The 22,086-nt window shown below is 72.2% G+C and carries 20 protein-coding genes and 2 pseudogenes; 11 read left to right on the forward strand and 11 right to left on the reverse strand.

Features of this window, described 5'->3' with window-relative positions:
• From CSC68_RS07050 to CSC68_RS07055, 3 genes are read left to right on the forward strand one after another with little or no spacing between them, the layout of a single operon-like run.
• Nucleotides 1-1,485 (forward strand): PepSY-associated TM helix domain-containing protein, encoded by a 1,485-nt coding sequence (locus CSC68_RS07050; protein WP_246193476.1) that lies wholly within the window; start codon nucleotides 1-3, stop codon nucleotides 1,483-1,485.
• Nucleotides 1,467-1,688: a hypothetical protein gene (locus tag CSC68_RS15925; RefSeq protein WP_246193477.1), complete on the forward strand. Its 222-nt coding sequence runs from the start codon at nucleotides 1,467-1,469 to the stop codon at nucleotides 1,686-1,688. The genes CSC68_RS07050 and CSC68_RS15925 overlap by 19 nt, the downstream gene beginning before the upstream one ends.
• The gene (locus CSC68_RS07055; protein ID WP_162202810.1) at nucleotides 1,681-2,055 is read left to right on the forward strand and encodes a DUF3325 domain-containing protein; all 375 of its coding nucleotides are present in this window, start codon (nucleotides 1,681-1,683) and stop codon (nucleotides 2,053-2,055) included. Before CSC68_RS15925 ends, CSC68_RS07055 begins: the two co-directional genes overlap by 8 nt.
• On the opposite strand, the gene CSC68_RS07060 is transcribed toward CSC68_RS07055, so the two are convergent.
• The 6 genes from CSC68_RS07060 to CSC68_RS07080 all read right to left on the reverse strand — a co-directional run bounded on the left by CSC68_RS07060 (nucleotide 2,014) and on the right by CSC68_RS07080 (nucleotide 5,698).
• The gene (locus tag CSC68_RS07060; protein ID WP_246193478.1) at nucleotides 2,014-2,493 is read right to left on the reverse strand and encodes a GNAT family N-acetyltransferase; all 480 of its coding nucleotides are present in this window, start codon (nucleotides 2,491-2,493) and stop codon (nucleotides 2,014-2,016) included. The two genes, CSC68_RS07055 and CSC68_RS07060, sit on opposite strands and share 42 nt — an antisense overlap.
• A 56-nt stretch (nucleotides 2,494-2,549) precedes the next feature.
• A complete protein-coding gene (locus CSC68_RS07065) occupies nucleotides 2,550-2,930 on the reverse strand; it encodes a tautomerase family protein (RefSeq protein ID WP_162202811.1) in 381 nt (126 codons plus the stop codon).
• A gap of 98 nt (nucleotides 2,931-3,028) precedes the next feature.
• Nucleotides 3,029-3,781 carry an SDR family NAD(P)-dependent oxidoreductase gene (locus CSC68_RS07070; RefSeq protein WP_162202812.1) on the reverse strand — a complete coding sequence of 251 codons (753 nt, stop codon included), beginning with the start codon at nucleotides 3,779-3,781 and terminating at the stop codon, nucleotides 3,029-3,031.
• On the reverse strand, nucleotides 3,778-4,287 hold the full coding sequence (locus CSC68_RS07075; protein WP_162202813.1) for a GNAT family N-acetyltransferase: 510 nt from the start codon (nucleotides 4,285-4,287) through the stop codon (nucleotides 3,778-3,780). The genes CSC68_RS07070 and CSC68_RS07075 overlap by 4 nt, the downstream gene beginning before the upstream one ends.
• 26 nt (nucleotides 4,288-4,313) lie before the next feature.
• Nucleotides 4,314-4,445 (reverse strand): hypothetical protein, encoded by a 132-nt coding sequence (locus CSC68_RS16030; RefSeq protein ID WP_281353833.1) that lies wholly within the window; start codon nucleotides 4,443-4,445, stop codon nucleotides 4,314-4,316.
• Complete coding sequence (locus tag CSC68_RS07080; protein WP_246193479.1) at nucleotides 4,442-5,698, reverse strand: MFS transporter; 1,257 nt, start codon at nucleotides 5,696-5,698, stop codon at nucleotides 4,442-4,444. The genes CSC68_RS16030 and CSC68_RS07080 overlap by 4 nt, the downstream gene beginning before the upstream one ends.
• Nucleotides 5,699-5,793: 95 nt before the next feature.
• Between CSC68_RS07080 and CSC68_RS07085 the strand changes: the two genes are divergently transcribed.
• Both CSC68_RS07085 and CSC68_RS07090 read left to right on the forward strand, forming a co-directional pair.
• Nucleotides 5,794-6,732 carry a LysR substrate-binding domain-containing protein gene (locus CSC68_RS07085; protein WP_162202814.1) on the forward strand — a complete coding sequence of 313 codons (939 nt, stop codon included), beginning with the start codon at nucleotides 5,794-5,796 and terminating at the stop codon, nucleotides 6,730-6,732.
• Nucleotides 6,733-6,819: 87 nt separating this feature from the next.
• Nucleotides 6,820-8,384: pseudogene (locus tag CSC68_RS07090) on the forward strand (phospholipase D family protein).
• Nucleotides 8,385-8,459: 75 nt separating this feature from the next.
• On the opposite strand, the pseudogene CSC68_RS16035 reads toward CSC68_RS07090, so the two are convergent.
• The 3 genes and pseudogenes from CSC68_RS16035 to CSC68_RS07105 form a co-directional block, all read right to left on the reverse strand.
• Nucleotides 8,460-9,008 (reverse strand): annotated as a pseudogene (locus CSC68_RS16035) (HD-GYP domain-containing protein); the annotation flags it as partial.
• 24 nt (nucleotides 9,009-9,032) lie between these two features.
• Nucleotides 9,033-12,533, reverse strand: a complete 3,501-nt coding sequence (gene mfd / locus CSC68_RS07100) for a transcription-repair coupling factor (RefSeq protein ID WP_162202815.1) — start codon at nucleotides 12,531-12,533, stop codon at nucleotides 9,033-9,035.
• Nucleotides 12,534-12,603: 70 nt separating this feature from the next.
• Complete coding sequence (locus CSC68_RS07105; RefSeq protein WP_162202816.1) at nucleotides 12,604-13,149, reverse strand: GNAT family N-acetyltransferase; 546 nt, start codon at nucleotides 13,147-13,149, stop codon at nucleotides 12,604-12,606.
• An 85-nt stretch (nucleotides 13,150-13,234) separates the two neighbouring features.
• On the opposite strand from CSC68_RS07105, the gene CSC68_RS07110 reads away from it, so the two are divergent.
• Entirely contained in the window at nucleotides 13,235-14,143 is a 909-nt protein-coding gene (locus tag CSC68_RS07110) for a cation diffusion facilitator family transporter (protein ID WP_162202817.1), read from the forward strand.
• 12 nt (nucleotides 14,144-14,155) lie between these two features.
• On the opposite strand, the gene CSC68_RS07115 is transcribed toward CSC68_RS07110, so the two are convergent.
• Nucleotides 14,156-15,016: a 23S rRNA (adenine(2030)-N(6))-methyltransferase RlmJ gene (locus CSC68_RS07115; RefSeq protein WP_162202818.1), complete on the reverse strand. Its 861-nt coding sequence runs from the start codon at nucleotides 15,014-15,016 to the stop codon at nucleotides 14,156-14,158.
• 45 nt (nucleotides 15,017-15,061) lie between these two features.
• Here CSC68_RS07115 and creB point away from each other — a divergent pair, with 45 nt between their 5' ends.
• The 3 genes from creB to creD all read left to right on the forward strand — a co-directional run bounded on the left by creB (nucleotide 15,062) and on the right by creD (nucleotide 18,615).
• Nucleotides 15,062-15,748, forward strand: coding sequence for a two-component system response regulator CreB (gene creB, locus CSC68_RS07120; protein WP_162202819.1), 687 nt, complete (start codon nucleotides 15,062-15,064; stop codon nucleotides 15,746-15,748).
• Nucleotides 15,749-17,188, forward strand: coding sequence for a two-component system sensor histidine kinase CreC (gene creC / locus CSC68_RS07125; protein WP_162202820.1), 1,440 nt, complete (start codon nucleotides 15,749-15,751; stop codon nucleotides 17,186-17,188).
• Between the two features lie 92 nt (nucleotides 17,189-17,280).
• Nucleotides 17,281-18,615 carry a cell envelope integrity protein CreD gene (creD, locus tag CSC68_RS07130; RefSeq protein WP_162202821.1) on the forward strand — a complete coding sequence of 445 codons (1,335 nt, stop codon included), beginning with the start codon at nucleotides 17,281-17,283 and terminating at the stop codon, nucleotides 18,613-18,615.
• A gap of 46 nt (nucleotides 18,616-18,661) precedes the next feature.
• Here the strand turns inward: creD and CSC68_RS07135 are convergent, their stop codons facing one another.
• A complete protein-coding gene (locus tag CSC68_RS07135) occupies nucleotides 18,662-19,360 on the reverse strand; it encodes an Hpt domain-containing response regulator (RefSeq protein WP_162202822.1) in 699 nt (232 codons plus the stop codon).
• A 136-nt stretch (nucleotides 19,361-19,496) separates the two neighbouring features.
• Between CSC68_RS07135 and rlmD the strand changes: the two genes are divergently transcribed.
• Both rlmD and tgt read left to right on the forward strand, forming a co-directional pair.
• Nucleotides 19,497-20,810, forward strand: coding sequence for a 23S rRNA (uracil(1939)-C(5))-methyltransferase RlmD (gene rlmD, locus CSC68_RS07140; protein ID WP_162202823.1), 1,314 nt, complete (start codon nucleotides 19,497-19,499; stop codon nucleotides 20,808-20,810).
• A gap of 89 nt (nucleotides 20,811-20,899) precedes the next feature.
• Nucleotides 20,900-22,018: a tRNA guanosine(34) transglycosylase Tgt gene (gene tgt, locus CSC68_RS07145; protein ID WP_162202824.1), complete on the forward strand. Its 1,119-nt coding sequence runs from the start codon at nucleotides 20,900-20,902 to the stop codon at nucleotides 22,016-22,018.
• Nucleotides 22,019-22,086 lie beyond the last annotated feature (68 nt).

The raw sequence follows: 22,086 nt of genomic DNA on the forward strand, positions 1-22,086 counted from the left end.
ATGTTCCAGAACTTCCGCCAGGCCATGGCATGGCTGCATACCTGGTTCGGCCTGGTCCTCGGCTTCGTGCTGATGGCCGCGTTCTTCTTCGGCGCCCTGTCGGTGTTCGACCGCGAGATCGACCGCTGGGCGCTGCCGGCCACGCGCTTCGAGCCGCAGCCGATGCCCTCGTTCGAACGGGTGCTGCGGCCGGCGTTCGAGCGCCTGCAGCCGGATCCGGCCCTGGTCGAAGCGATGCGCCCGCGGGTGGACGGACCGATGCCGGAACGCTTCGACCGCATCGCCTACTGGAGCGCCTACACCACGCATCGCGATCCGGTGCTGGCGATCTACGCCGGCTGGGAGGTGCCGGGCGCGAAGAACCCCGACGAGCAGCTGTATGCGCTGGGCACGATCGATCCGCGCGACGGCTCGGCGCTGAGGGACGACCAGCTCAAGATCGGCAGCGGGTTCTTCTACCCGATGCACTACAGCCTGACCGTGGACTGGAAGAACCTGGGTTTCTGGATCGTGGGCCTGGCCGCCATGGCGATGCTGGCGGCGCTGGTCAGCGGCGTGGTCATGCACCGCCGGTTGTTCCGCGAACTCTTCACCTTCCGTCCCGACCGTGCCCGCCTGCGCAGCGTGCTGGACCTGCACAACCTCACCGGCGTGGTGGCGCTTCCGTTCCACTTCTTCTTCGCCTTCACCGGACTGCTGATCTTCGCTTCGACCTACTACTTCCCGGTCGGTCACACCCAGCTGCACGACCTGCACGAGATGCACGAGAAGCACGAGGCCGCCGCCCTGGGCCTGCCGCACGGCCGTTCCGGCGTGGCCGCGGGGCTGGCCAACGTGGATGCGATGGTGGCCGAGGCGCAGCGACGCTGGGAGGCGCGCGGCATGGCCGGCGACGTAGGCTTCCTGGTGCTGCAGCACGTGGGCGATGCCAACGGCTACGTCAGCGTGTACCGCGCCGGCACCGACCGCATCGCCCTGGTCGGGCAGGGCATCCACTTCAAGGCCGATACCGGCGAGCTGTTGCGCGAGGATCCGCCGGCCACGCCGGCCTGGCGCGCGGCCGAGTTCCTCACCGGCCTGCACCTGCAGCATTTCCGCCACTGGCTGCTGCGCTGGCTGTACGTGTTGGGCGGACTCAGCGGGGCGGCATGCATCGCCACCGGCTTCCTGTTCTTCGTGGAGAAGCGCAAGCGCCAGCATGCCGCGCGCGGCAGCCAGGGGGCGCGCATCGTCGACGCACTGGCGGTGGCCGCGGTGACCGGCATGGTCCTGGCGACCCTGGGCATCCTGGTGGCCAACCGTGTGTTGCCGGAGCACCTGCCCGGGCGCGGCGACTGGGAGCGGTGGGCGTCTGGGGCACCTGGCTGGCGTCGCTGGTGCATGCAGCCTGGCGCAGCGCGCCGGTGGCGCGCGGACTGCCCAATCCGGCCTGGCGCGAGCAGGCCTGGGCGATCGCGCTGCTGGCCGTGGCCGCACCGGTGCTGAACTGGATCACCACCGGCGACCACCTGCTGCGCACCCTCGGCCAGGGGTACTGGCCGGTGGCGGGCGTGGACCTGTCGCTGCTGGCGGCCGCGATGATTGCCGGTTCCGTCGCGGTCCGGCTGGGGCGAAAGGCCCGCGCCGCCGCGGCCGCAGCCGCGCTGCGTGAGACTGCGGCCGGGCAGGGGGAGGCGGTGCATGCCTGATGCCCTCCTGCATGCCGCGACCCTGCTGGCCTGCGTGGCCGGCATGGGCTGGCTGGCGCTGGCAATGGACGTGCATGCGTGCCAGGCCTGGGGCAGGGCGCTGGCGCCGGGCGCTGCGCGCCTGCTGCGGGTGCTTGGCGGCACGGCGCTCGTCGTCGGCCTCCTGCTGGCCCTGGCCGCCGACCACGCCAGCATGGCGGTACTGCTCTGGGTGATGGCCCTGGCCGGTGCGGCGCTGGCGGTGGCGTTCGCCTTGGCCTGGCGTCCGCGCTGGTTGCGCTGGCTGGCGCCGTGGATCGGCGTGGCGGTCAGGACCCCTGCAGCATCAGCTGCCAGTAGCCGACGTCGATCCAGCGGTCCTGCTTGAAGCCGACCTCGCGGAAGCGGGCCACGTTCTGGAACCCGAGCCGTTCGTGAGGGCGACGCTGGCCTCGTTGGGCAGGGCGATGCCGCCGATCGCGGCATGCAGCCCGGCCTTGCGCAGCCCGTCAAGCAGGGGCGAGTAGAGCGCCTTGCCGATGCCGCGGCCGGTGCGGGCCTGGTCGAGGTAGACCGTCGTCTCGACCGAGTAGCGGTACGCGCAACGGCCCTTCCAGCGCGATGCATGGGCGTAGCCGAGGATCGTGCCGGCTTCCTCCGCGACCAGCCATGGCAGGCCGCCATCGAGGGTTTCGGAGATGCGCGTCGCCATCTCCGCGGCCGCTACCGGCTCGGTCTCGAAGGTGATGCAGGTGCCGGCGACGTAGGGGTTGTAGATCGCGGCGATGGCCGCGGCATCTTCGGGCGTGGCACTGCGGATCTGCATGCGGGCTCCGGTGCGTGGGGTGGGCGTGCGGATGCTAGCGCGGCCCGCGCGGCCGGTCAGGCGTGGATCAGGCGGCCGCCGGCGAAGGACCAGTTCTCCCAGGTGGTTTCCTTGAAGCACACCATCACGTGCTCCGGATCCAGGCCCTGGGCGGCCAGCCGCTCCATCAGGTCGGCCAGCAACCGTTTCTTTACTTTCACGCTGCGGCCCACCGACCACAGGATCTCGACCAGGACGAAGTCCTCGCCCCGGGGCGAGCCCAGGTCGGGGTAGCTGGGGTCGTAGCGGAAGTCCGCCGCGTCCAGCTCGATTACGCGCTGGAAGCGGTCGGTCTCCGGAACCCCGGAGGCGACCAGCGCGGCTGGCACGGCATCGAGCACGCTTGCCTTGAAGGCGGGAGGCTTGGGCTTGCGGACGGTGACGGTCACCAGCGGCATGACGGTGCTCCTTGCGCGGGATGCCGGGGCAGCATACGTCCGCCCGGCGCCCACGTGCGCCGGGCGCCATATTTCCGTTGCGGAACGGCGGGCCGGCGCTACAGGCCGCCGGTGACCGCAAGCACGCTGCCGGTCCCGTAGGACGCCTGCGCGGACAGCAGCCAGGCCACCGCCGCGGCGACTTCCTCCGGCTGGCCGGGACGCTGCATCGGGATGCGCGCGGCGACCCGCGCGGCGCGCCCGGGTTCGCCGGCGCGTGCGTGGATGGTGGTGTCGATGGTGCCCGGTGCCACCGCGTTGACGTGGATGCGCTGCGGTGCCAGTTCGCGCGCCAGGCCCACGGTGAGCGCTTCCAGGGCGGCCTTGGAGGCCGCATAGGCCACGTATTCGCCGGGGGAGCCGGTGCGCGCGGCCACCGAGCTGATGTTGACGATGTCCGAGCGTGCGTCGCGCCCGCGCCAGCGCAGCGCGGCCTCGCGGCACAGGCGCACCGGCGCGGCCAGGTTCACCGCGAGGATGCGTTCCAGGCAGGCGTCGTCCAGCGCCTCGATCGGGCCCAGCTGCCCGGTCACCCCGGCATTGTTGATCAGCGCGGCCACCGGTCCCAGCGCCTCGGCAGCATCGAACAGTCGCGGCGCGGCATCGGCGGCGGTGACGTCCAGGCGCAGCGCCCGGCAGCTGCGCGCGGATGGATCCAGCGCCGCCTGCAGCGCGGCCGCTTCCGCATCCGAGGACGAATGGGTGAACAGCACCGCATGGCCATCGGCATGCAGCCGTTCGACGATGCGGCGGCCGATGCCGCGGCTGCCGCCGGTGACGATCGCCACCGGACGCATGTGGGAAGGGTTCATGCCTCGACCTCCGGGGCCGGATCCGTGGATGGCGTGCCGCCTGCCTCGACCGGCGGCAGTTCGCATTCCATCACGATGTTGCAGCGGGCGTACCGGGGGTGCGGGCCGCGATGCACCGCGCGGAAGCCGAAGGCCTCGTAGAGGTGGATGGCGGCTCCCAGGCGCGTGTTCGACAACAGGCGCACGCGCCTGGCGCCCAGCTGGCGCGCCCGCTGCAGCGCCGTGGCCAGCAGGATCCGGCCCCAGCCCTTGCCGCGTTCGCCGGCGGCCACGGCCATGCGCGCCAGCTGCATCATCCCGTCCTCCTCGCGCAGCAGCGCGCAGGCACCGATGACCTCGCCGCGGTTGCTGAGGGTCAGGATCGAGCCGCCCTCGCGCACGATCCGCATCGGGTCGCGCGCCAGCGCGCGGTCGGCTTCCTCGAGCCGGAAGTACTCGCCGATCCAGGCCTCGTTGAGGCGGATGAAGTCGGCGGCATGCTGTTCGTTGTCGTAGTGGATGCGCATAGGAACTCCATGGAGCGGGGTTGGGGTCATCCGCACAGCGCCGTGGTCCAGGCGCCCAGCCAGGCGGAGACCACGCGCGGGTGCAGCCAGGCCGCGAACAACAGCACGCACGCCACCGCGGCGGCCAGCAGCGCGACGGCGGCGCGGAGGCGGCTCATGCGGCGGCCGGCGCGGGGGAGCGGAGCAGCGGGCGGTCGTCGATCGGCCAGTGCAGGGCGGCGGCGAGCACGCCCAGGGCGATGGCCAGCAGCCACACCAGGGCGTAGGAACCGGTCGCCTCGAACACGCGCCCGCCCATCCACACGCCCAGGAACGAGCCCAGCTGGTGGCCGATGAACACCAGGCCGAACAGGGTGCCGAGGTAGCGCAGCCCGAACACCCCCGACAGCACGCCATTGGTCAGCGGCACCGTGCCCAGCCACATCAGGCCCATGACCGCGGCGAACGGATAGAGCGTCCACGGCCCCGGCGGCAGCAGCACGAACAGGGCGATGGCGACGCTGCGCGCCAGGTAGAGCCCGGCGAGCAGGTACTTGGGCCGGTAGCGGCCGCCGAGCACGCCGCAGGCGTAGATCCCGGCCACGTTCGCCAGCGCGATGGTGGCCAGCGCGGCCACCGCCGCCTCCGGCGCCAGGCCGCGGTCGGCCAGGTAGGCGGGCAGGTGGTTGGCGATGAAGGCCAGCTGGAAGCCGCAGGCGAGGAAGCCCAGGTTGAGCAGCCAGAAGCCACGGTGGCCACAGGCCTCGCGCAGGGCTTCGCCCAGCGCTTGCGGCGGTGCGGACTGCGCACCGGCGGCCGGGCGCGGTTCGCGCAGCACCCGCGCCAGCGGCAGCATCAGGGCGAACGCCGCGGCGCCGGCCAGCAGCGCGCCCTGCCAGCCCAGGCCTTCGATCAGCCCCTGAGTCGCCGGCACCAGCAGGAACTGGCCCAGCCCGCCCAACGCGCCGGCCATGCCCACCGCCCAGGCCCGGCGCTCGCCGGGCAACTGGCGGCTGACCGCCGCATAGACCACGCCGAACGCGGTCCCGGCCAGGGCCAGGCCGGTGACCACGCCTGCCGCCAGCACGAACCCGGCGGCGGTGGTGGCCCGGGTCATGCCGTATAGCCCGAGCACGTAGAGCACCACGCCGCTGGCGACCACGCGCCCGGAGCCGTGGCGGTCGGCGACCATGCCGGCCAGCGGCTGGGCCAGGCCCCAGACCAGGTTCTGCACTGCAAGGGCCAGGCCGAACAGTTCCCGCGACCAGCCGCGGGTCCCGGTGACCGGCAACAGGAACAGGCCCTGCACGTGGCGCAGGCCCAGGGCCAGGCCCATCACCGCGCCGGCCGCCACCACCACCATCCACACCCGGGCCCGGCCGGGCCCGGGTTCGCATGCGGTCATGGAATCCTCAAGGATGCGGGAAGTCATGGCGGCGATCCGTGTAAGCTGCGGTTGCCGCCATTAACCGTGGTCGGAGCGTCCGGCTCAAACGAGATTTCGGACTGCCTGCATGCGCTGGAGGAATGCGAGTGGACCTGCACCGGTTGCCTTCGCTGGACCTGCTGCGCGGCTTCGTCGCCGTCGGACGGCGGCTGAGCATCACCGAGGCCGCGCGCGAACTGTGCCTGACCCAGTCGGCGGTCAGCCGCCAGGTGCAGGCGCTGGAGGAGCAGCTGGGGACCCGGCTGTTCCGCCGCGGCCATCGCTCGCTGGCCTTCACTGCCGAGGGCGAACGCCTGTTCCGCAGCGCCGACGCCGCCCTGCAGCAGCTGCAGGACGCGCTTGGCGCGGTGCGCGAGCGCGCCCGAAGCCGGCCGGTCACGGTCAGCGCCACCATCGGCTTCACGGGGCTGTGGCTGCTGCCGCGCCTGAGCCGGTTCCAGGCCCGGCATCCCGGCGTGGACGTGCGGGTGTCGGCGCACAACCGCGTGGTCGACCTGCGCAACGACGGGGTCGACCTGGCGATCCGCTACACCAGTGCCGAACGCGCGCCGCCCGGGGCGCGCCTGCTGTTCCATGAGACCGTGGTCCCGGTCGCCAGCCCGGCGCTGCGGGTGGGCGCGCTGGAGGGCCCGGAAGCGCTGGCCGGGCTGACCCTGCTGGAGTTCGAGAAGCCTGGCTATCCCTGGATCCAGTGGCTGCCCTGGCTGGCCTCCATCGGCTGGGGCCAGGCACGCCCGCGCGCGATCCTGCACTTCAACCAGTACGACCTGGTGATCCAGGCCGCGCTGGCCGGGCAGGGCATCGCCCTGGGCCGGCGCGAACTGGTGCGGCCCTTGCTGGAGGAGGGGCGGCTGGTGGTGCTGGACCAGCTGCCGGCGCCGGCGTCTTCCGGGCATGGCTACTGGCTGCTGCAGGCCGAGGCCGAGTTGCGCCCGGAAGTGGCGGCGGTGGCTGCCTGGATCGAGGAGGAGGCAGGCCAGGAGGCGACCGCGCCGCTGCATCGGCTGCTGGCCGAGTAGGCTGGACGCGGCGGCGCGCCCGCATGCGGCGTCCTTCCGGGTCCGTGCCTACAATCCGCCCACTCCTCTGGTGGGTTTGCGTGCGCGATGAAGGCAAAGGCGAAGAAGGTGCTCAAGTGGGGCGGGATCGGCCTGGCGGCGTTCGCCCTGGCCTCGGTCCTGTCGCTTTACGCCTATGGCCGCTTCGCCGAAAGCGCGCGCGGCGAGGTGGTGATGGCGCTGCCGCTGGCCGACGACCAGACCCGGATCGACCGCGCCGTCGTGCCGATGACCGATGCGCGTCCGGGCCAGACCGGCATGGTGATCCTGGGCGACAACCTCGACGCCTTCGCCGTGCGCGCGATGACCGCGCGTTCGGCCGGGCGCAGCCTGACCTGCAGTACTACATCTGGCACGACGACTTCACCGGCAACATGCTGCACCACGAGGTGCTGCAGGCGGCCGACCGCGGCGTGCGCGTGCGCCTGCTGCTGGACGACATGAACGTGCACGGCAGCCATTCGGTGCTGGCGGCGCTGGACAGCCATCCCCTGATCGAGGTCCGGCTGTTCAACCCGACCCGGGCCCGCGAGGGCACCCTGGTGCGCGGCGCGGAGCTGCTGCTGCGCTTCGTCAGCCTCAACCGGCGCATGCACAACAAGATCTGGCTGGCCGATGGCCGGGTGGCCGTGGTCGGCGGGCGCAACATCGGCAACGAGTACTTCGACGCCGCGGCCGACGTGAACTTCATGGACACCGACGTGGCCGTGATCGGCGTCGCCGCCCGACAGGCCGAGGAAGTGTTCGACGCCTTCTGGAACAGCGCCAGCGCGATCCCGCTGGCGGCACTGGTGGAGGCCGCTCCGGATGCGCTGGACAAGGTGCGCGCCAGCCTCGACGCCGGCCTGGAGTCCGACCGTGCCGGCCCGTACCTGGAACGCCTGCGCGCCTCCGACCGGGTGCGCGAGCTGCTCCAGCGCCAGTCCATGCACTGGACCGACAACGCCATGATCGTTTCCGATCCGCCGCAGAAGGCCGAAGGCGCGCCGCAACGGCCGGACTGGATGACCCCGGTGCTGGTCGCGCGCGTGAGCACCGCCCGCCGCGACCTGAAGCTGATCTCGCCGTACTTCGTGCCCGCCCATGCCGGCGTGGAGTGGCTCGCCGGCATGCGCCGGCGAGGGGTGGACGTGAGCATCCTCACCAACTCGCTGGCGGCCAACGACGTGCTCGCCGTGCACGGGGGCTATGCCGGATACCGGCGGCCCCTGCTGGAAGCCGGAATAAAGCTGTACGAGCTCAAGCCGCACGGCGCGGTCAACACCAGCCTGTTCGGCTCCAGCGGCGCCAGCCTGCACACCAAGGCCTACGTGGTCGATGGCAGCCACGGCTTCATCGGTTCGTTCAACCTCGACCCGCGCTCGGTCAAGCTCAATACCGAGATGGGCCTGATGTTCGAGCATCCTGCCGCGGCCGCCGAGCTGGAGGCCCTGTACGCGGTGAAGACCTCGGCCCAGACCTCGTACCGGTTGAGCCTCGACGATGGCCGGCTGCGCTGGCACGACGATGCCGCCGATCCGCCGGTGGTCTGGGACGACGAGCCGGAGTCGAAGGCCTGGCAGCGTGCAGCCGCGCGCGTGATCGGCTGGCTGCCGGCGGAGGCGCAGCTGTAGGCGGGCCGCCTCAGGCGCGGCGCCGGGGGCGCGGCGCAGCACCGCTTCGAGCTGGCGGTAGGCCTCCGGGTCGATGCGCCGGCCACGGTCGTCCGCCAGTGCGGCCATCGCCGCCTTCGACGACAGCGCGGGCCGGTAGGGGCGGTCGGAGGTCATCGCGTCGTAGGCGTCCGCCACGGCCAGGATCCGCGCCTCCAGCCGGATCGCCGCGCCCGCCAGGCCGTCGGGATAGCCGCTGCCGTCGAAGGCCTCGTGGTGGTGCCGGATCAGGCCGGCCCCCTCCATGGCATCGTCGCGCTCGGTGGCCCGGAACAGCTGCTCGCCCAGCTCCGGATGCAGGCGCATGCGCTGGCGGCGCGCCTCGTCGAGCCGGCCCGGGTAGAGCAGCACGTCGTCGCGCACGCCGATCTTGCCGATGTCGTGGAAGCGTGCAGCCAGCGCCAGGTGGCCCAGGCGTGCCTGGCCGAGGTCGAAGCACTGGCCGAGCAGCATGGCCAGGCGGCAGACGCGGTCGCAGTGGGCGTCGGTGTAGGCGTCGCGCTGTTCGAGCGCCAGTGCCAGCGCCCTGAGCGAGGCGCTGGCGCCGCCGAGGGGGATCGGCGGCGCGGAGGTGGGGGCGTGCATCGGGGGGGCGAGCGGCAGGCGCGCTCAGTTGGGGGCAAGGGCGGTCAGCAGTCCGCGCGCGGCGTTGAAGCGGTCGGCGGCCTCCGGCAGCGGCAGGCGCACCTTGAGCTTGTCCGGGCCGTCCATCGCGTACAGCTTCGGCTGCTGCTGGATCATGCGGATCACCGACATCGGATCGACCTTGGGCTTGGCCTCGAACACGATGCGGCCGCCGTTCTCGCCAAGCTCCAGCTTGCGGATGCCCAGGGCATCGCACTGCAGCTTCAGCTCGGCGATGGCGAACAGGTTCTTGACCGCGTCCGGCAGCAGGCCGAAGCGGTCGATCATCTCCACCTGCAGCTCGCGCAGCGTCCCGCCGTCGCGCGCGCTGGACACGCGCTTGTACAGGGTCAGGCGGGTATGCACGTCGGGCAGGTAGTCGTCGGGGATCAGCGCCGGCACGTTGAGCACGACCTCGGCGCCGCGGACTTCCTCGCCGGCATCCAGGTCCGGCAGCTTGCCCTGGCGGATGCTGCGCACCGCGCGCTCCAGCAGTTCGGTGTACAGGCTGAAGCCGACCTCGGCCATCTGTCCGCTCTGGTCCTCGCCCAGCAGTTCGCCGGCGCCGCGGATCTCCAGGTCGTGGGTGGCCAGGGTGAAGCCGGCGCCGAGCTCGTCCATGGAGGCGATCGCCTCCAGCCGCTTCTCCGCGTCGGGAGTCATGGCGCGGCGGTCCGGCGGCACCAGCAGGTAGGCGTAGGCGCGGTGGTGCGAACGGCCGACGCGGCCGCGCAGCTGGTGCAGCTGGGCCAGGCCGAACTTGTCGGCGCGGTTGATGATGATGGTGTTGGCGTTGGGGATGTCGATGCCGGACTCGATGATGGTCGAGGCCAGCAGCACGTTGAAGCGCTGCTTCTGGAAGTCGAGCATCACCCGCTCCAGCTCGCGCTCGGGCATCTGCCCGTGGGCCACGCCGATGCGCGCCTCCGGCACCAGCTCGGAAAGCTGGCGCTGCATCCGGCCCATGCTTTCCACGTCGTTGTGCAGGAAGTACAGCTGGCCGCCGCGCGACAGTTCGCGCTGGAACGCCTCGCGCAGCTGGTTGTCGTCCCAGGGCACGACGAAGGTCTGCACCGCCAGCCGGTTCGGCGGCGGGGTAGCGATGATGCTGAGGTTGCGCAGCCCCGCCATGGCCATGTTGAGCGTGCGCGGGATCGGGGTGGCGGTCAGGGTCAGCAGGTGCACGTTGGCGCGCAACGCCTTCAGCGCCTCCTTCTGGCGCACGCCGAAGCGCTGTTCCTCGTCGACGATGACCAGGCCCAGGTCCCTGAACTTCACGTCCGGCTGCAGCAGGCGGTGGGTGCCGACGATCACGTCGATCTCGCCGCGCGCGACCTTCTCCAGCTCCGCCTCGATTTCCTTCTTCGACTTGAAGCGCGACAGCACCTCGACCTTGAGCGGCCAGTCGGCGAAGCGGTCGCGGAAGTTGCGGTAGTGCTGCTCGGCCAGCAGGGTGGTGGGCACCAGCACCGCCACCTGGCGGCCGCCGCTGGCGGCGGCGAAGGCCGCGCGCACCGCGACTTCGGTCTTGCCGAAGCCCACGTCGCCGCAGACCACGCGGTCCATCGGCTGGCTGGACTGCAGGTCGCGCAGCACCGCCTCGATCGCCGCGTGCTGGTCCGGAGTTTCCTCGAACGGGAAGCCGGCGGCGAAGCCCTCGTACATGGCGCGGTCGATGTCCAGCGCCAGGCCGGCGCGGGCCTGGCGCCGGGCCTGGATCTCCAGCAGCTCGGCGGCCACGTCGCGGACCTTCTCCTGCGCCTTGCGCTTGGCGCGGGTCCACTGCTCGCCGCCCAGCGAGTGCAGCGGCGCGGTTTCCGGCGATGCGCCGGAGTAGCGGCTGACCAGGTGCAGCTGCGCCACCGGCACGTACAGGCGGTCGCCCTTGGCGTACTCGATGTCCAGGGACTCGCCGGGCATGCCGCCGATGTCCATCGCTACCAGGCCGCGGTAACGGCCGACGCCGTGGTCCTCGTGGACGATGGGCGCGCCTTCGGTCAGTTCGCCCAGGTCGCGGATGATGGCTTCCGGCTCGCGCCCGGCGCGGCGGGCGCGGCGCGGCTGGGTGGCGCGCTCGGGGAACAGCTGGCGCTCGGTGAGCACCACCAGCTGCGGCTCGTCCAGGGCGAAGCCGTCTTCCAGCGGGGCCACGGCCAGGGCGAAGCGCTCGTCGCCGTCGCGGAAGGCCGGGAAGCCGGCCAGGGTCTTCGGTTGCAGGCCCGCGGCCTGCAGCACCTCCAGCAGGGCCTCGCGGCGGCCGGGCGAATCGGCGGCCACCAGCACCCGGCCCGGATAGCTGGACAGGAAGCTGCGCAGCGCTTCGCCGGCGCGCTGGTGGTCGGGCCCGGCGATCGGCAGCGCCGGGGCCGGCTGGTCGCCCAGCGCGGCGGCGTCGGCCGCATGGGTGTGCCCGGGACCGCAGACCTCGATGCGGATGCCGCGGTTGAGCCGCTCGCGCAGCGCTTCCGGCGCCAGGTACAGCTCGGCCGGCGGCAGCACCGGGTGTTCGACGTCGTGCCGGCGCTGTTCGTAGCGGCTGGCGGCCTGCTGCCAGAACGCGTCCGCGCAGCCGCCGGCACCGGCGGCCAGCACCGGCAGCACGCTTACCGGCAGGTAGTCGAACAGGGTCGCGGTGGACTCGGAGCCGTCGCGGCCCGGCGGGAAGAACAGCGGCAGGGAGTACTCGATGCCGGCCGGGGCGATGCCGGCCTTGAGGTCCTGGTACAGCGCGCTGCGCCGGGTATCGACGTCGAAGCGCTCGCGCAGGGCGTCCATCACCCGCGCCAGGCTGGCTTCGTCCATGGGCGTCTCGCGCCCGGGCAGCATGTGCACCTCTTCGATCCGGTCCAGCGACCGCTGGCTTTCCGGGTCGAAGCTGCGGATCGAATCGATCTCGTCGTCCAGCAGCTCGATCCGCAGCGGCGCCTGCGCGCCCATCGGATAGACGTCGAGCAGGCCGCCGCGCACGGCGAAGTCGCCCGGATCCAGCACCTGCGGCACGTTGCGGTAGCCGGCCGCCTCCAGGCGCCGCTTCTCCGCGTCCAGGTCCAGGCGCTGGCCGGCCTTCAGGTCGAAGCTGCTGCCGGAGATGTAGCGCAGCGGGGGCAGGCGCTGCAGCAGGGTCTGCACCGGGACCACCACGATCCCGCGCTCCAGCCGCGGCATGCGCTGCAGCGCGGCCAGGCGCTGGCTGACGATGTCCGGATGCGGACTGAAGCGGTCGTAGGGCAGGGTCTCCCAGTCCGGGAAGGGCACCACCGGCAGGTCGGCCCCGGAGCCCAGCAGGGGGTGCAGGTCGGACTCGGCCTGGTGGGCGGACAGCGTGTCGCGGGCCACGAACAGGATCGGGCCGGGATGGGCGCGGGCGGCCTGGACCAGGTGCCAGGCCAGTGCGGAGGGCGAGGCGGGCGCGTTCCACCAGGCGCGGGCCTGGCCACGCCGGGGAAGCGGGGGAATGGAGGACACGGCTCGTTTGGACGACGGCATGAGCCGTCCATTGTAGCCGCCGGGGCGCGCCCGGCCCGTGTGCGCCGGCTACGGCCGGCGCGGCGGGGGCTCAGTCCTGGCCGAGGTCCAGCACCACCCGCACCAGGCCCGCGGGCACCTCGGCCTCGGGGTCGAGGCGGAAGCCCATGGAATCGGCCAGTTCCCGCATCGGCAGGTTGGTCTCGGGGATGTCGCCGAACAGGCGGTCCACCGAGCGGCCGCGGGCCCACTTCACCAGCTTCTGCAGCAGGTGCCGGCCCAGGCCCAGGCCGGCCACGTAGCGGGCGAGCAGGATCGCGCACTCGGCCTCGCGCGTGCCCGGTACCCGGCGCGCGCGCCCGAGGCCGGCGATCATGGCCTCGCCGGGCGGGAACGGCTCGGCGCCGACCAGCAGCAGCTCCTGCCGCGGGTCGGGCCGGGCCAGCTGGCCGGCGGCGTCGAGGTCCAGCTCGCCTCCGGTGCCGGCGAAGCGCACGCGGATCTCCTCCGGACCCAGCAGCCCGAACGCGGCGTGCAGCGGCGCGGCGTCTTCCGGGCGGATCGGACGGATCAGGATGGCCCTGCGGTTGGGCAGCACGAATTCCTCGTGCCAGGGGGGAAGCCGGTTTCGTGGCATGGCGCCGATATTCCCACATCGCGATGCACGCGGGGAGCCGGGTGGCCTTGCTAGACTCCGCCGGCTCCCGCAAAGGAAGGCCAAGATGGCTGGCAACGGTGATTCGACGCGCGCGATCTTCTTCGCGCTGGGCGCCAACCTGGCGATCGCCGTGGCCAAGGGCGTGGCCGCCTTCATCACCGGCTCCGGCGCGATGCTGGCCGAGACCGTGCACTCCTTTGCCGACTGCGGCAACCAGCTCCTGCTGCTGCTGGGCCTGCGCCAGTCGAAGCGGCCGGTGAGCCAGGAACATCCGCTCGGCTACGGCCGCGCGATCTACTTCTGGTCGTTCCTGGTGGCGGTGATGCTGTTCAGCGTCGGCGGCATGTTCTCGGTCTACGAGGGCGTGCACAAGCTGCGGCACCCCGAGCCGCTGGAACAGTGGTGGTGGGCCGCCGGGGTGCTGGCCTTCGCCATCGTCGCCGAGGGCATTTCCATGCGGGCCTGCCTGCAGGAGATCCGCAAGGCCCGCGGCGACCGTTCGCTGTGGGGCTGGTTCCGCGAGAGCCGCCAGGCCGAGCTGGTGGTGATCTTCGGCGAGGACCTGGCGGCGCTGACCGGCCTGGTCCTGGCCCTGCTGGCGGTGGGCCTGGCGGTGGCTACCGGCAATCCGCTGTGGGACGCGCTGGGCACCATCGCCATCGGCGTGCTGTTGATCGTGGTCGCGGTGCTGGTGGCGATCGAGGTCAAGGCCATGCTGATCGGCCAGAGCGTGGATCCGGTGCTGCAGGCGCAGATCACCGGATTCCTCGCCGGACGCCCGGAGATTTCCGAGGTGCTGCACGTGATCACCCTGCAGCAGGGCAACGACGTGCTGGTCTCCACCCACGCGCGCATGCGCCGCGTGGACGACGGCCGGGCCATGCTCGCGGACATCGACACCGTCGAGCGCGCCCTCAAGGCGACGTTCCCGGTGGTGCGCTGGAGCTTCTTCGAACCCGAGGGCGAGGACTGAGCGCGGCGGCGTTCAGCCGTCGTCGCGCTTGAGCCACTCCAGCCGGGTCGAGGCCCCGGGCCCGCCCAGGTGCTTCTGCAGGAAGGGCAGGACCGGCGCGATCGCCTCGTCCAGCTTCCACGGCGGATTGACCAGGGCCATGCCGCTGCCATTGAGCCGCAGCGGCGAATCGTCCGGATGCACCATCAGCTCGGCCAGCAGCACCGAGCGCGCCGGCGATCCGGCCAGCTTGCGGAAGAACGGCTGCAGCGAGCGGCGCTGCTTGATCGGGTACCAGATCGCCAGGCCCGCCTGCGGCCAGCGCTGCAGCACCTCGCGCACCGCATCGGTGATCCGCGGGTACTCGGCTTCCTGGGCCTCGTATGGGGGATCGACCAGGACCAGCCCGCGCGCATAGCGCACGCCGTCCACCCGCGGCGGCAGCAGGGCGCGCACCGCGTCGTAGCCGTCGCGCGCATGCACGGCGACGCGGCCGTCGTGGGCGAACAGGGACTTCAGTTCCGCCGCCTCCTCCGGATGCAGCTCACAGGCGGCCAGCCGGTCCTGTTCGCGCATGGCCTGGGCCGCCAGCAGCGGCGAGCCGGGGTAGGCGAGCAGGGTGTCGACCGGGTTGTTGGCGGCCACGGCGTGCAGGTAGCGGGCCACGGCCGGCGGCGCGTCCTTGCGCCCGGCCAGGGCCAGGACCCCGCCGGCCGCCTCGCGGGTGCGCCCGGCGGCCTCGCCCTGCAGCAGGTAGCGGCCGCGGCCGGCATGGGTGTCGAGCACGAAGAACGGGGAGTCCTTGCGCAGCAGGGCGTCCAGGTACGCCAGCAGGACGACGTGCTTGAGCACGTCGGCATGGTTGCCGGCGTGGAAGGCGTGGCGGTAGTTCATGCGCGCAGCATAGCCGCCGCCATGGGGCGCGACTATGCTTGGCCGATGCCACCCGCGCCGCTGATCCTCATCGCCGACGACGAACCGGCGATCGCCGACACGCTGCTCTATGCCCTGCGCAGCGAGGGCATGCAGGCCGAGCACTGCCTGCTCGGGCGGCAGGCGGTCGAACGGGTCCGCGCCGGCGGGATCGACGTGCTGGTGCTGGACGTGGGCCTGCCGGACATCGGCGGCTTCGACGTGTGCCGGCAGATCCGCGCCTTCAGCGACCTGCCGGTGATCTTCCTCACCGCGCGCGGCGAGGAGATCGACCGCGTGCTGGGCCTGGAGCTGGGCGGCGACGACTACGTGGCCAAGCCGTTCTCGCCGCGGGAGATGGTGGCGCGGGTGCGCGCGCGCCTGCGCCGGCGCGCGGCGGCCGATGCCGACGTGGCCTGGCAGGAGCGCGGCGGGTTCACCGTCGACCGCGCCGGCCACCGCATCCGCCACCGCGGCCGGCTGCTGGACCTGACCCGCTACGAATACGCCCTGCTGGAGGCGCTGCTGCAGCGGCCCGGGGCGATCCTCAGCCGCGCCCAGCTGATGGACCGGGCCTGGGACAGCACCGCGGCCAGCGGCGACCGCACGGTGGATACCCACATCAAGACCCTGCGGGCCAAGTTGCGTGCTGCCGGCGCCGAACCCGACCCGATCCGCACCCACCGCGGCCTCGGCTACGCGATCGAGGCCTGAATGCGCCTGGGCCTGCGCCTGTTCCTGGGCTTCTTCCTGATCGTCGGCCTGGCCGCGTTCTTCGTGGTGCGGGTGTTCGTGGACGAGGTAAAGCCGGGCGTGCGCCAGGCCATGGAATCGACCCTGGTCGACACCGCCAACGTGCTGGCGGTGATGGCTGCCGCCGACCTCAAGGCAGGGCGGATCGGCGAGGGCGGGTTCGCCCGGCATCTTGAACAGGCGTCGCGCCGCGACCCGGCCGCGCGGATCTGGGACGTGCCCAAGCACGGCATCGACCTGCGGGTGACGGTCACCGACGCGCGGGGCATCGTCGTGTTCGATTCGCGGGGGCAGGACCTGGGCCGCGACAACTCGCGCTGGAACGACGTCTATCGCACCCTGCGCGGCGAATACGGGGCCCGTTCCAGCCCGGAATCGCCCGGAGACGAACCGGCCACGGTGATGCACGTGGCCGCGCCGGTGTTCGATCCCGACGACTCCGGGCGGCTGATCGGCGTGCTGACCGTGGCCCGTCCCAACCGCAGCCTGGAGCCGTTCATCGAGGCAGGGCAGCGGCGCATGCTGGGGCAGGGCGCGTGGCTGATCGGCCTGTCGGCCCTGGTCGGGGTGCTGGTGACGGCCTGGCTGTCGCATCGCATCGGCCGGCTGGCGCGCTATGCGCGGGCCGTGGCCGCGGGCGCGCCCGCGCCGCCGCCGCCATCCCGCCGCGACGAGATCGGCGACCTCGGCCAGGCGCTGGAGGAGATGCGCCGCCGGCTGGAGGGTAAGGCCTACGTGGAGCAGTACGTGCAGTCGCTGACCCACGAGATGAAGAGCCCGCTGGCGGCGATCCGCGGCGCGGCCGAACTGCTGCAGGAGCCACTGCCGGAAGCCGACCGCCAGCGCTTCGCCCGCAGCATCCTCGAGCAGCAGGGGCGTCTTACCGAGACCATCGACAAGCTGCTGGCCCTGGCCGAAGTGGAGCAGCATGGCTGGCTGCAAAGGCGCGAGCCGGTGGAGCTGGGTGCCCTGCTGGAAGAGGTGGCCGCGGCCGCCGAACCGAGCCTGGCCAGCGCCGGGGTCGAACTGCAGCTGGAGCTTCCGCCGCAGCCCCTGCGGGCCAATGGCGACCGTTTCCTGCTGCGCCAGGCCCTGACCAACCTGGTGGACAACGCGCTGGCCTTTGCTCCGCGCGGCAGCACCGTGCAGCTGTCGCTGCGGGTCGAAGCAGGCCAGGCCGTGCTGCGCGTGCTCGATCGCGGCCCTGGCGTGCCGGACTACGCGCTGGAGCGGGTGTTCGAACGTTTCTACTCGCTCGCACGGCCCGACGGCCGGCCACGCAGCTCCGGGCTTGGACTTCCGTTCGTGCGCGAGGTCGGGCGGTTGCATGGTGGCCAGGCCCGGCTGGCCAATCGCGACGGCGGCGGCGCCGAGGCCGGGCTGTCGCTGCCGCTGGGCTGAAGCCCCGACTTCACATTCGCTTCAAGCAGGACCCATCGGGGCGACACCTGCGGATCCGACGATGCGCCGCGTATCCACTGCGGAGCATCCCGATGACATCCTTCAAGCTGCTGTTGCGGTTCCTCACGATCGGCGCGCTGTTCCTGGTGCTGCTGGTTCCCCTGGCGATGATCCGCGGCGTGGTCACGGACAGGCAGGTCCACCGCCATGCGGCCGAACAGCGGGTGACCGAAAGCATGGCCGGCCCCCAGCGGCTGGTGGGCCCGCTGCGGGTCGTGCCCTGGACCGCGGCGCGCCAGGTCAACACCACCGTCGCCGGCAGGATCGAGTTGCGCGAGGAGACCGTGTCCGGCTACCTGGTGCAGGCGCCCACCACCTTCCATGCCGGCGGCGAGCTGCTGCCGGACCTGCGCAGGATCGGGCTGTACGACGTGCTCGGTTTCCGCTGGCAGGCGGACGTGCAGGCGACGTTCGAGCCGCTGCCGCTGCCGGCGGTCGAGGGGCGCCGCTACGGCACCCCGTACCTCGTGCTGGGCGTGGACGACGTGCGTGGCCTGGTCGGCCAACCGGTGCTGGAAGTGGACGGTACCGCGGCCAGGCTGGAGTCCGGCACCGCCGGCCTGGCCGGCAGCATCGAAGGCCTGCACGCGCAGCTGGCACCGCTGGCCGACGATGCGGCCCTGCTTGCGGGAGGCCAGGTGCGGCTGCGCATGGACCTGACCGGTACCCGTTCGCTGGCGATCGTGCCGGTCGGCGACAGCAATGAAGTCCTGCTGCACTCGGACTGGCCGCATCCGCAGTTTGGCGGGGACTTCCTGCCGACCCGGCGCGAGGTGCGCGCCGACGGCTTCGAGGCCAGCTGGAGCGTGTCGTCGCTGGCCAGCAGCGCGCGGTCGCAGGTGCTGGGGGCCGCGCGTGGTGGCGAGCCGGAGCGGTCGGTCGGCTCGGACAGCATCGCGGTCAGCCTGGTCGATCCGGTGGACGTGCATACCCGGGTGGACCGCGCCAGCAAGTACGGGGTGCTGTTCGTAGTCCTCACCTTCGTCGGCTTCGCCCTGCTGGAGCTCGTGCGCGGGCTGCGCATCCATCCGTTGCAGTACCTGATGGTCGGCCTGGCCCTGGCGATCTTCTTCCTGCTGCTGCTGGGCCTGGCCGAGCACATCCCCTTCGGCCGCGCCTACCTGGCCTCCGCCGCGGCGTGCATAGGGCTGCAGTTCGCATATCTGTCGGGCGTGCTGCGCAGCTGGTGGCGTGCCAGCGTGTTCGCCGGGCTGCTGGCCGGGCTGTACGGGGTGCTCTACAGCCTGCTTGTCTCGGAGGACAACGCGCTGCTGATGGGCTCGCTGCTGCTGTTCGGCGTACTGGCCACGGTGATGCTGGTCACCCGCCGGGTCGACTGGTACGAGCGCTCGGCGACGCTGGGCTGAGCTGGCAGGTCGCGCCCGGGCGCGCGGGCGTCCGGGCGTGGCGACCTCAGCGCAACAGCTCGCGGGCGACGTGGTCGAAGTGCTCCAGCGCCTGGTGCGACTCCGGGGTGCGGCGCAGGGATTCCACGGCCGCGGCCAGGCGGCGGGCCCCGACCAGGCCGCAGCCGGCCTGCAGCCGGTGCAGCCGGGCGCGTACCGCCACCGCATCGCCACGGCGGGCGCTGGCCAGCACTTCCTCGCGTGCGCCGGGCAGTTCGTCCAGGAACATGCGGCGCAGTACGCGCACGTTCTCCACGTCATGGTTGAGCGCGGCGGCGGCCGCGGCATTGTCCCAGTCGGGCAGGGCGCCGCCGGAGGCCAGGGCGGAGCGCACGGCCTGCAGCAGCTGGGCGGAGGTGAGCGGCTTCACCAGCACCTCGCGGAAGCCGGCCTGCAGTGCGGGCGCGTGGGCCTCCGGATCCGAATGCGCGGTATGGGCCAGGGCCGGCGGCGGATCATCGGGCCAGTGCGCCCGCAGCTGGCGCAGCAGGTCCGGGCCGGAGCCATCGGGGAGGTTGAGGTCGATCAGCCACAGGTCGTGGCGTTCGGCCGCGCCGTGCGCCAGCGCCTGCCGTTGGGTGGCAACCAGGTCGACGGTTGCCGGATAGGACTCCAGTACGGCCCGGAAATAGGCCTGGCTGATGCCGTCGTCTTCCACCAGCAGTACCCGCGGGCGAGCGGGCGGGTTGGGTTCACGCGTTCCCATGCGGCTGACTCCCTGTCGGCTGGCTGCATCCTAGCGCAGTGGCGCGGTCCCGCAACCGCGGCATTTCACATTCCGGACACGCGGTCCTCCCGTTCCGGGATAATGCCCGGCCCCCCGCAGCCCAAGCCTTCGCCACGTGGCCCGACTCGACCGCACCCCGTTCCAGCTCCAGATCCTCGACCTCAGCCACGATGGCCGCGGCGTGGCCCGCCGCGAGGACGGCAAGACCGTGTTCGTCGCCGGCGCCCTGCCGGGCGAGACGGTGGTGGTCGAGCTGACCGCCCGCAGCCGCCGCTTCGACGAGGCCCGCACCCTGGAAGTGCTGGAGGCGTCGCCGGACCGCGTGCTGCCGCGCTGCCCGCATTTCGGCACCTGCGGCGGCTGCGTGCTGCAGCACCTGGACGAGGGCAAGCAGATCGGTGCCAAGCAGCACGTGCTGCTGGAGAACCTGGAGCGGATCGGCAAGGTCCACCCGGGCGAGGTGCTGCCGCCGCTGACCGCCGGCAGCTGGGGCTACCGCCGCAAGGGCCGCTTCTCGGTGCGCCGGGTCAACAAGAAGGACAAGACCCTGGTCGGCTTCCGCGAGCAGGACCCGCGTTTCGTCGCCGACCTGCAGGAGTGCCATACCACCATCCCGGAGATCGGGATGAAGGTGGCCGCGCTGTCGGCCCTGGTCGACGGCCTGCAGGCGCGCGAGAGCATCCCCCAGATCGAGTTCATCGCCGGCGACGACGCCATCGCCCTGACCGTGCGCCACCTGGTGCCGCTGTCGGAGGCCGACCGCGCGGCGCTGGCCGCGTTCGGCCGCGAGCACGGCTTCAGCATCTTCCTGCAGCCCAAGGGCCTGGACAGCGTGCATCCGCTGGAGGAGCCGGCGCCGGAGCTGTCCTTCCGCCTGCCGCAGTGGAACGTGGAGCTGGCGTTCCAGCCGCTGGACTTCATCCAGGTCAATGCCCGGCTCAACGAGAAGATGATCGCCCGCGCCCTGGAGATGCTGGATACCTCGCCCGACCACCGGGTGCTGGACCTGTTCTGCGGGCTGGGCAACTTCACCCTGCCGCTGGCGCGCCAGGTGCGCGAGGTGGTGGGCGTGGAGGGCGACCCCGGCCTGGTGGCCCGCGCCCGCGCCAATGCCGAGCGCAACGGGCTGGCCAACGCCCGGTTCTTCGCCGCCGACCTGACCCAGGACCAGCGCGGCACGCCGTGGATGCGCCAGGGCTTCGACCGCCTGCTGCTGGATCCGCCGCGCTCCGGCGCCGAGGAGGTGCTAAAGCAACTGCCGCTGCAGGACATCGACCGCATCGTCTATGTGAGCTGCCATCCCGGATCGCTGGCGCGCGACGCCGGCTTCCTGGTGCACGAGCGCGGCTACAAACTCGTGTCGGCCGGGGTGATGGACATGTTCCCGCATACCGCCCACGTGGAAAGCATCGCGCTGTTCCAGCGCTGAGGCGTCCAGCGCCAGGCCAGCCCGCCGCCGGCCGGGCGCCCTGCGGGGCGATCGGCGACAATACGCGGCCCCGAAGTCCGACCGAGCCCATGTCCCGACTGCAGTTCCAGCTCCAGACCACCGATGGCGCCGCACGCCGCGGCCGCCTGACCTTCCCGCGCGGCACGGTGGAGACGCCGGCGTTCATGCCGGTGGGCACCTATGGCTCGGTCAAGGGCATCCTGCCGGACCAGGTGAAGGCGCTGGGCGCGCAGATCATCCTCGGCAACACCTTCCACCTGTACCTGCGCCCGGGCCTGGACGTGATCGGCGACCACGGCGGCCTGCACGGTTTCGCCCGCTGGGACGGACCGATCCTGACCGACTCCGGCGGCTTCCAGGTGTTCTCCCTGGCCCACCGCCGCAAGATCACCGAACAGGGCGTGACCTTCGCCTCGCCGACCGACGGCGCCCGGGTGTTCCTGGGGCCGGAGGAGAGCATGAAGATCCAGAAGGTGCTCGACTCGGACATCGTCATGATCTTCGACGAGTGCACCCCGTACCCGGCCACCGAAGACGTGGCCCGGCGCTCGATGGAGCTGAGCCTGCGCTGGGCACGGCGCTCGCGCGACGCCCACGACGGGCTGGGCAACGACGCCGCGCTGTTCGGCATCGTCCAGGGCAGCGTCTACCACGACCTGCGCAGCCGCTCGCTGGACGGCCTGCAGGCGATCGGCTTCGACGGCTACGCCATCGGCGGCCTGGCCGTCGGCGAGCCGGAGGCCGAGCGCAATGCCATGCTCGAGCACCTGCACCCGCGGCTGCCGGCCGACCGCCCGCGCTACCTGATGGGCGTGGGCCGCCCGGAGGACCTGGTCGAGGGCGTGGCCCGCGGCGTGGACATGTTCGACTGCGTGATGCCCACCCGCAATGCGCGCAACGGCCACTACTTCACCTCCTTCGGCACGGTGCGCATCCGCAACGCCCGCTACGAGCGGGACCTGGACCCGATCGAGCCGGGCTGCGGCTGCGTGGCCTGCAGCGGCGGCTACACCCGCAGCTACCTGCGCCACCTGGACCGCTGCAACGAGATGCTGGCGCCGATGCTCGGCACCCTGCACAACCTCTGGTACTACCAGAAGCTGATGGCCGACATGCGCGCGGCCATCGAGCAGGGCCGGTTCGAGGCGTTCCGCCGCGACTTCTACGCCGCGCGCGCCGGCGGCTGAGCCGGTCCGGCGGCGCCGGGCGGGGGCAGGGTGCCGCTGGTCGGCCCGGCGGGAACCGGAGGCGCCCC

This window comes from Pseudoxanthomonas suwonensis (genome assembly GCF_010093235.1).
Lineage (GTDB): Bacteria > Pseudomonadota > Gammaproteobacteria > Xanthomonadales > Xanthomonadaceae > Pseudoxanthomonas > Pseudoxanthomonas suwonensis.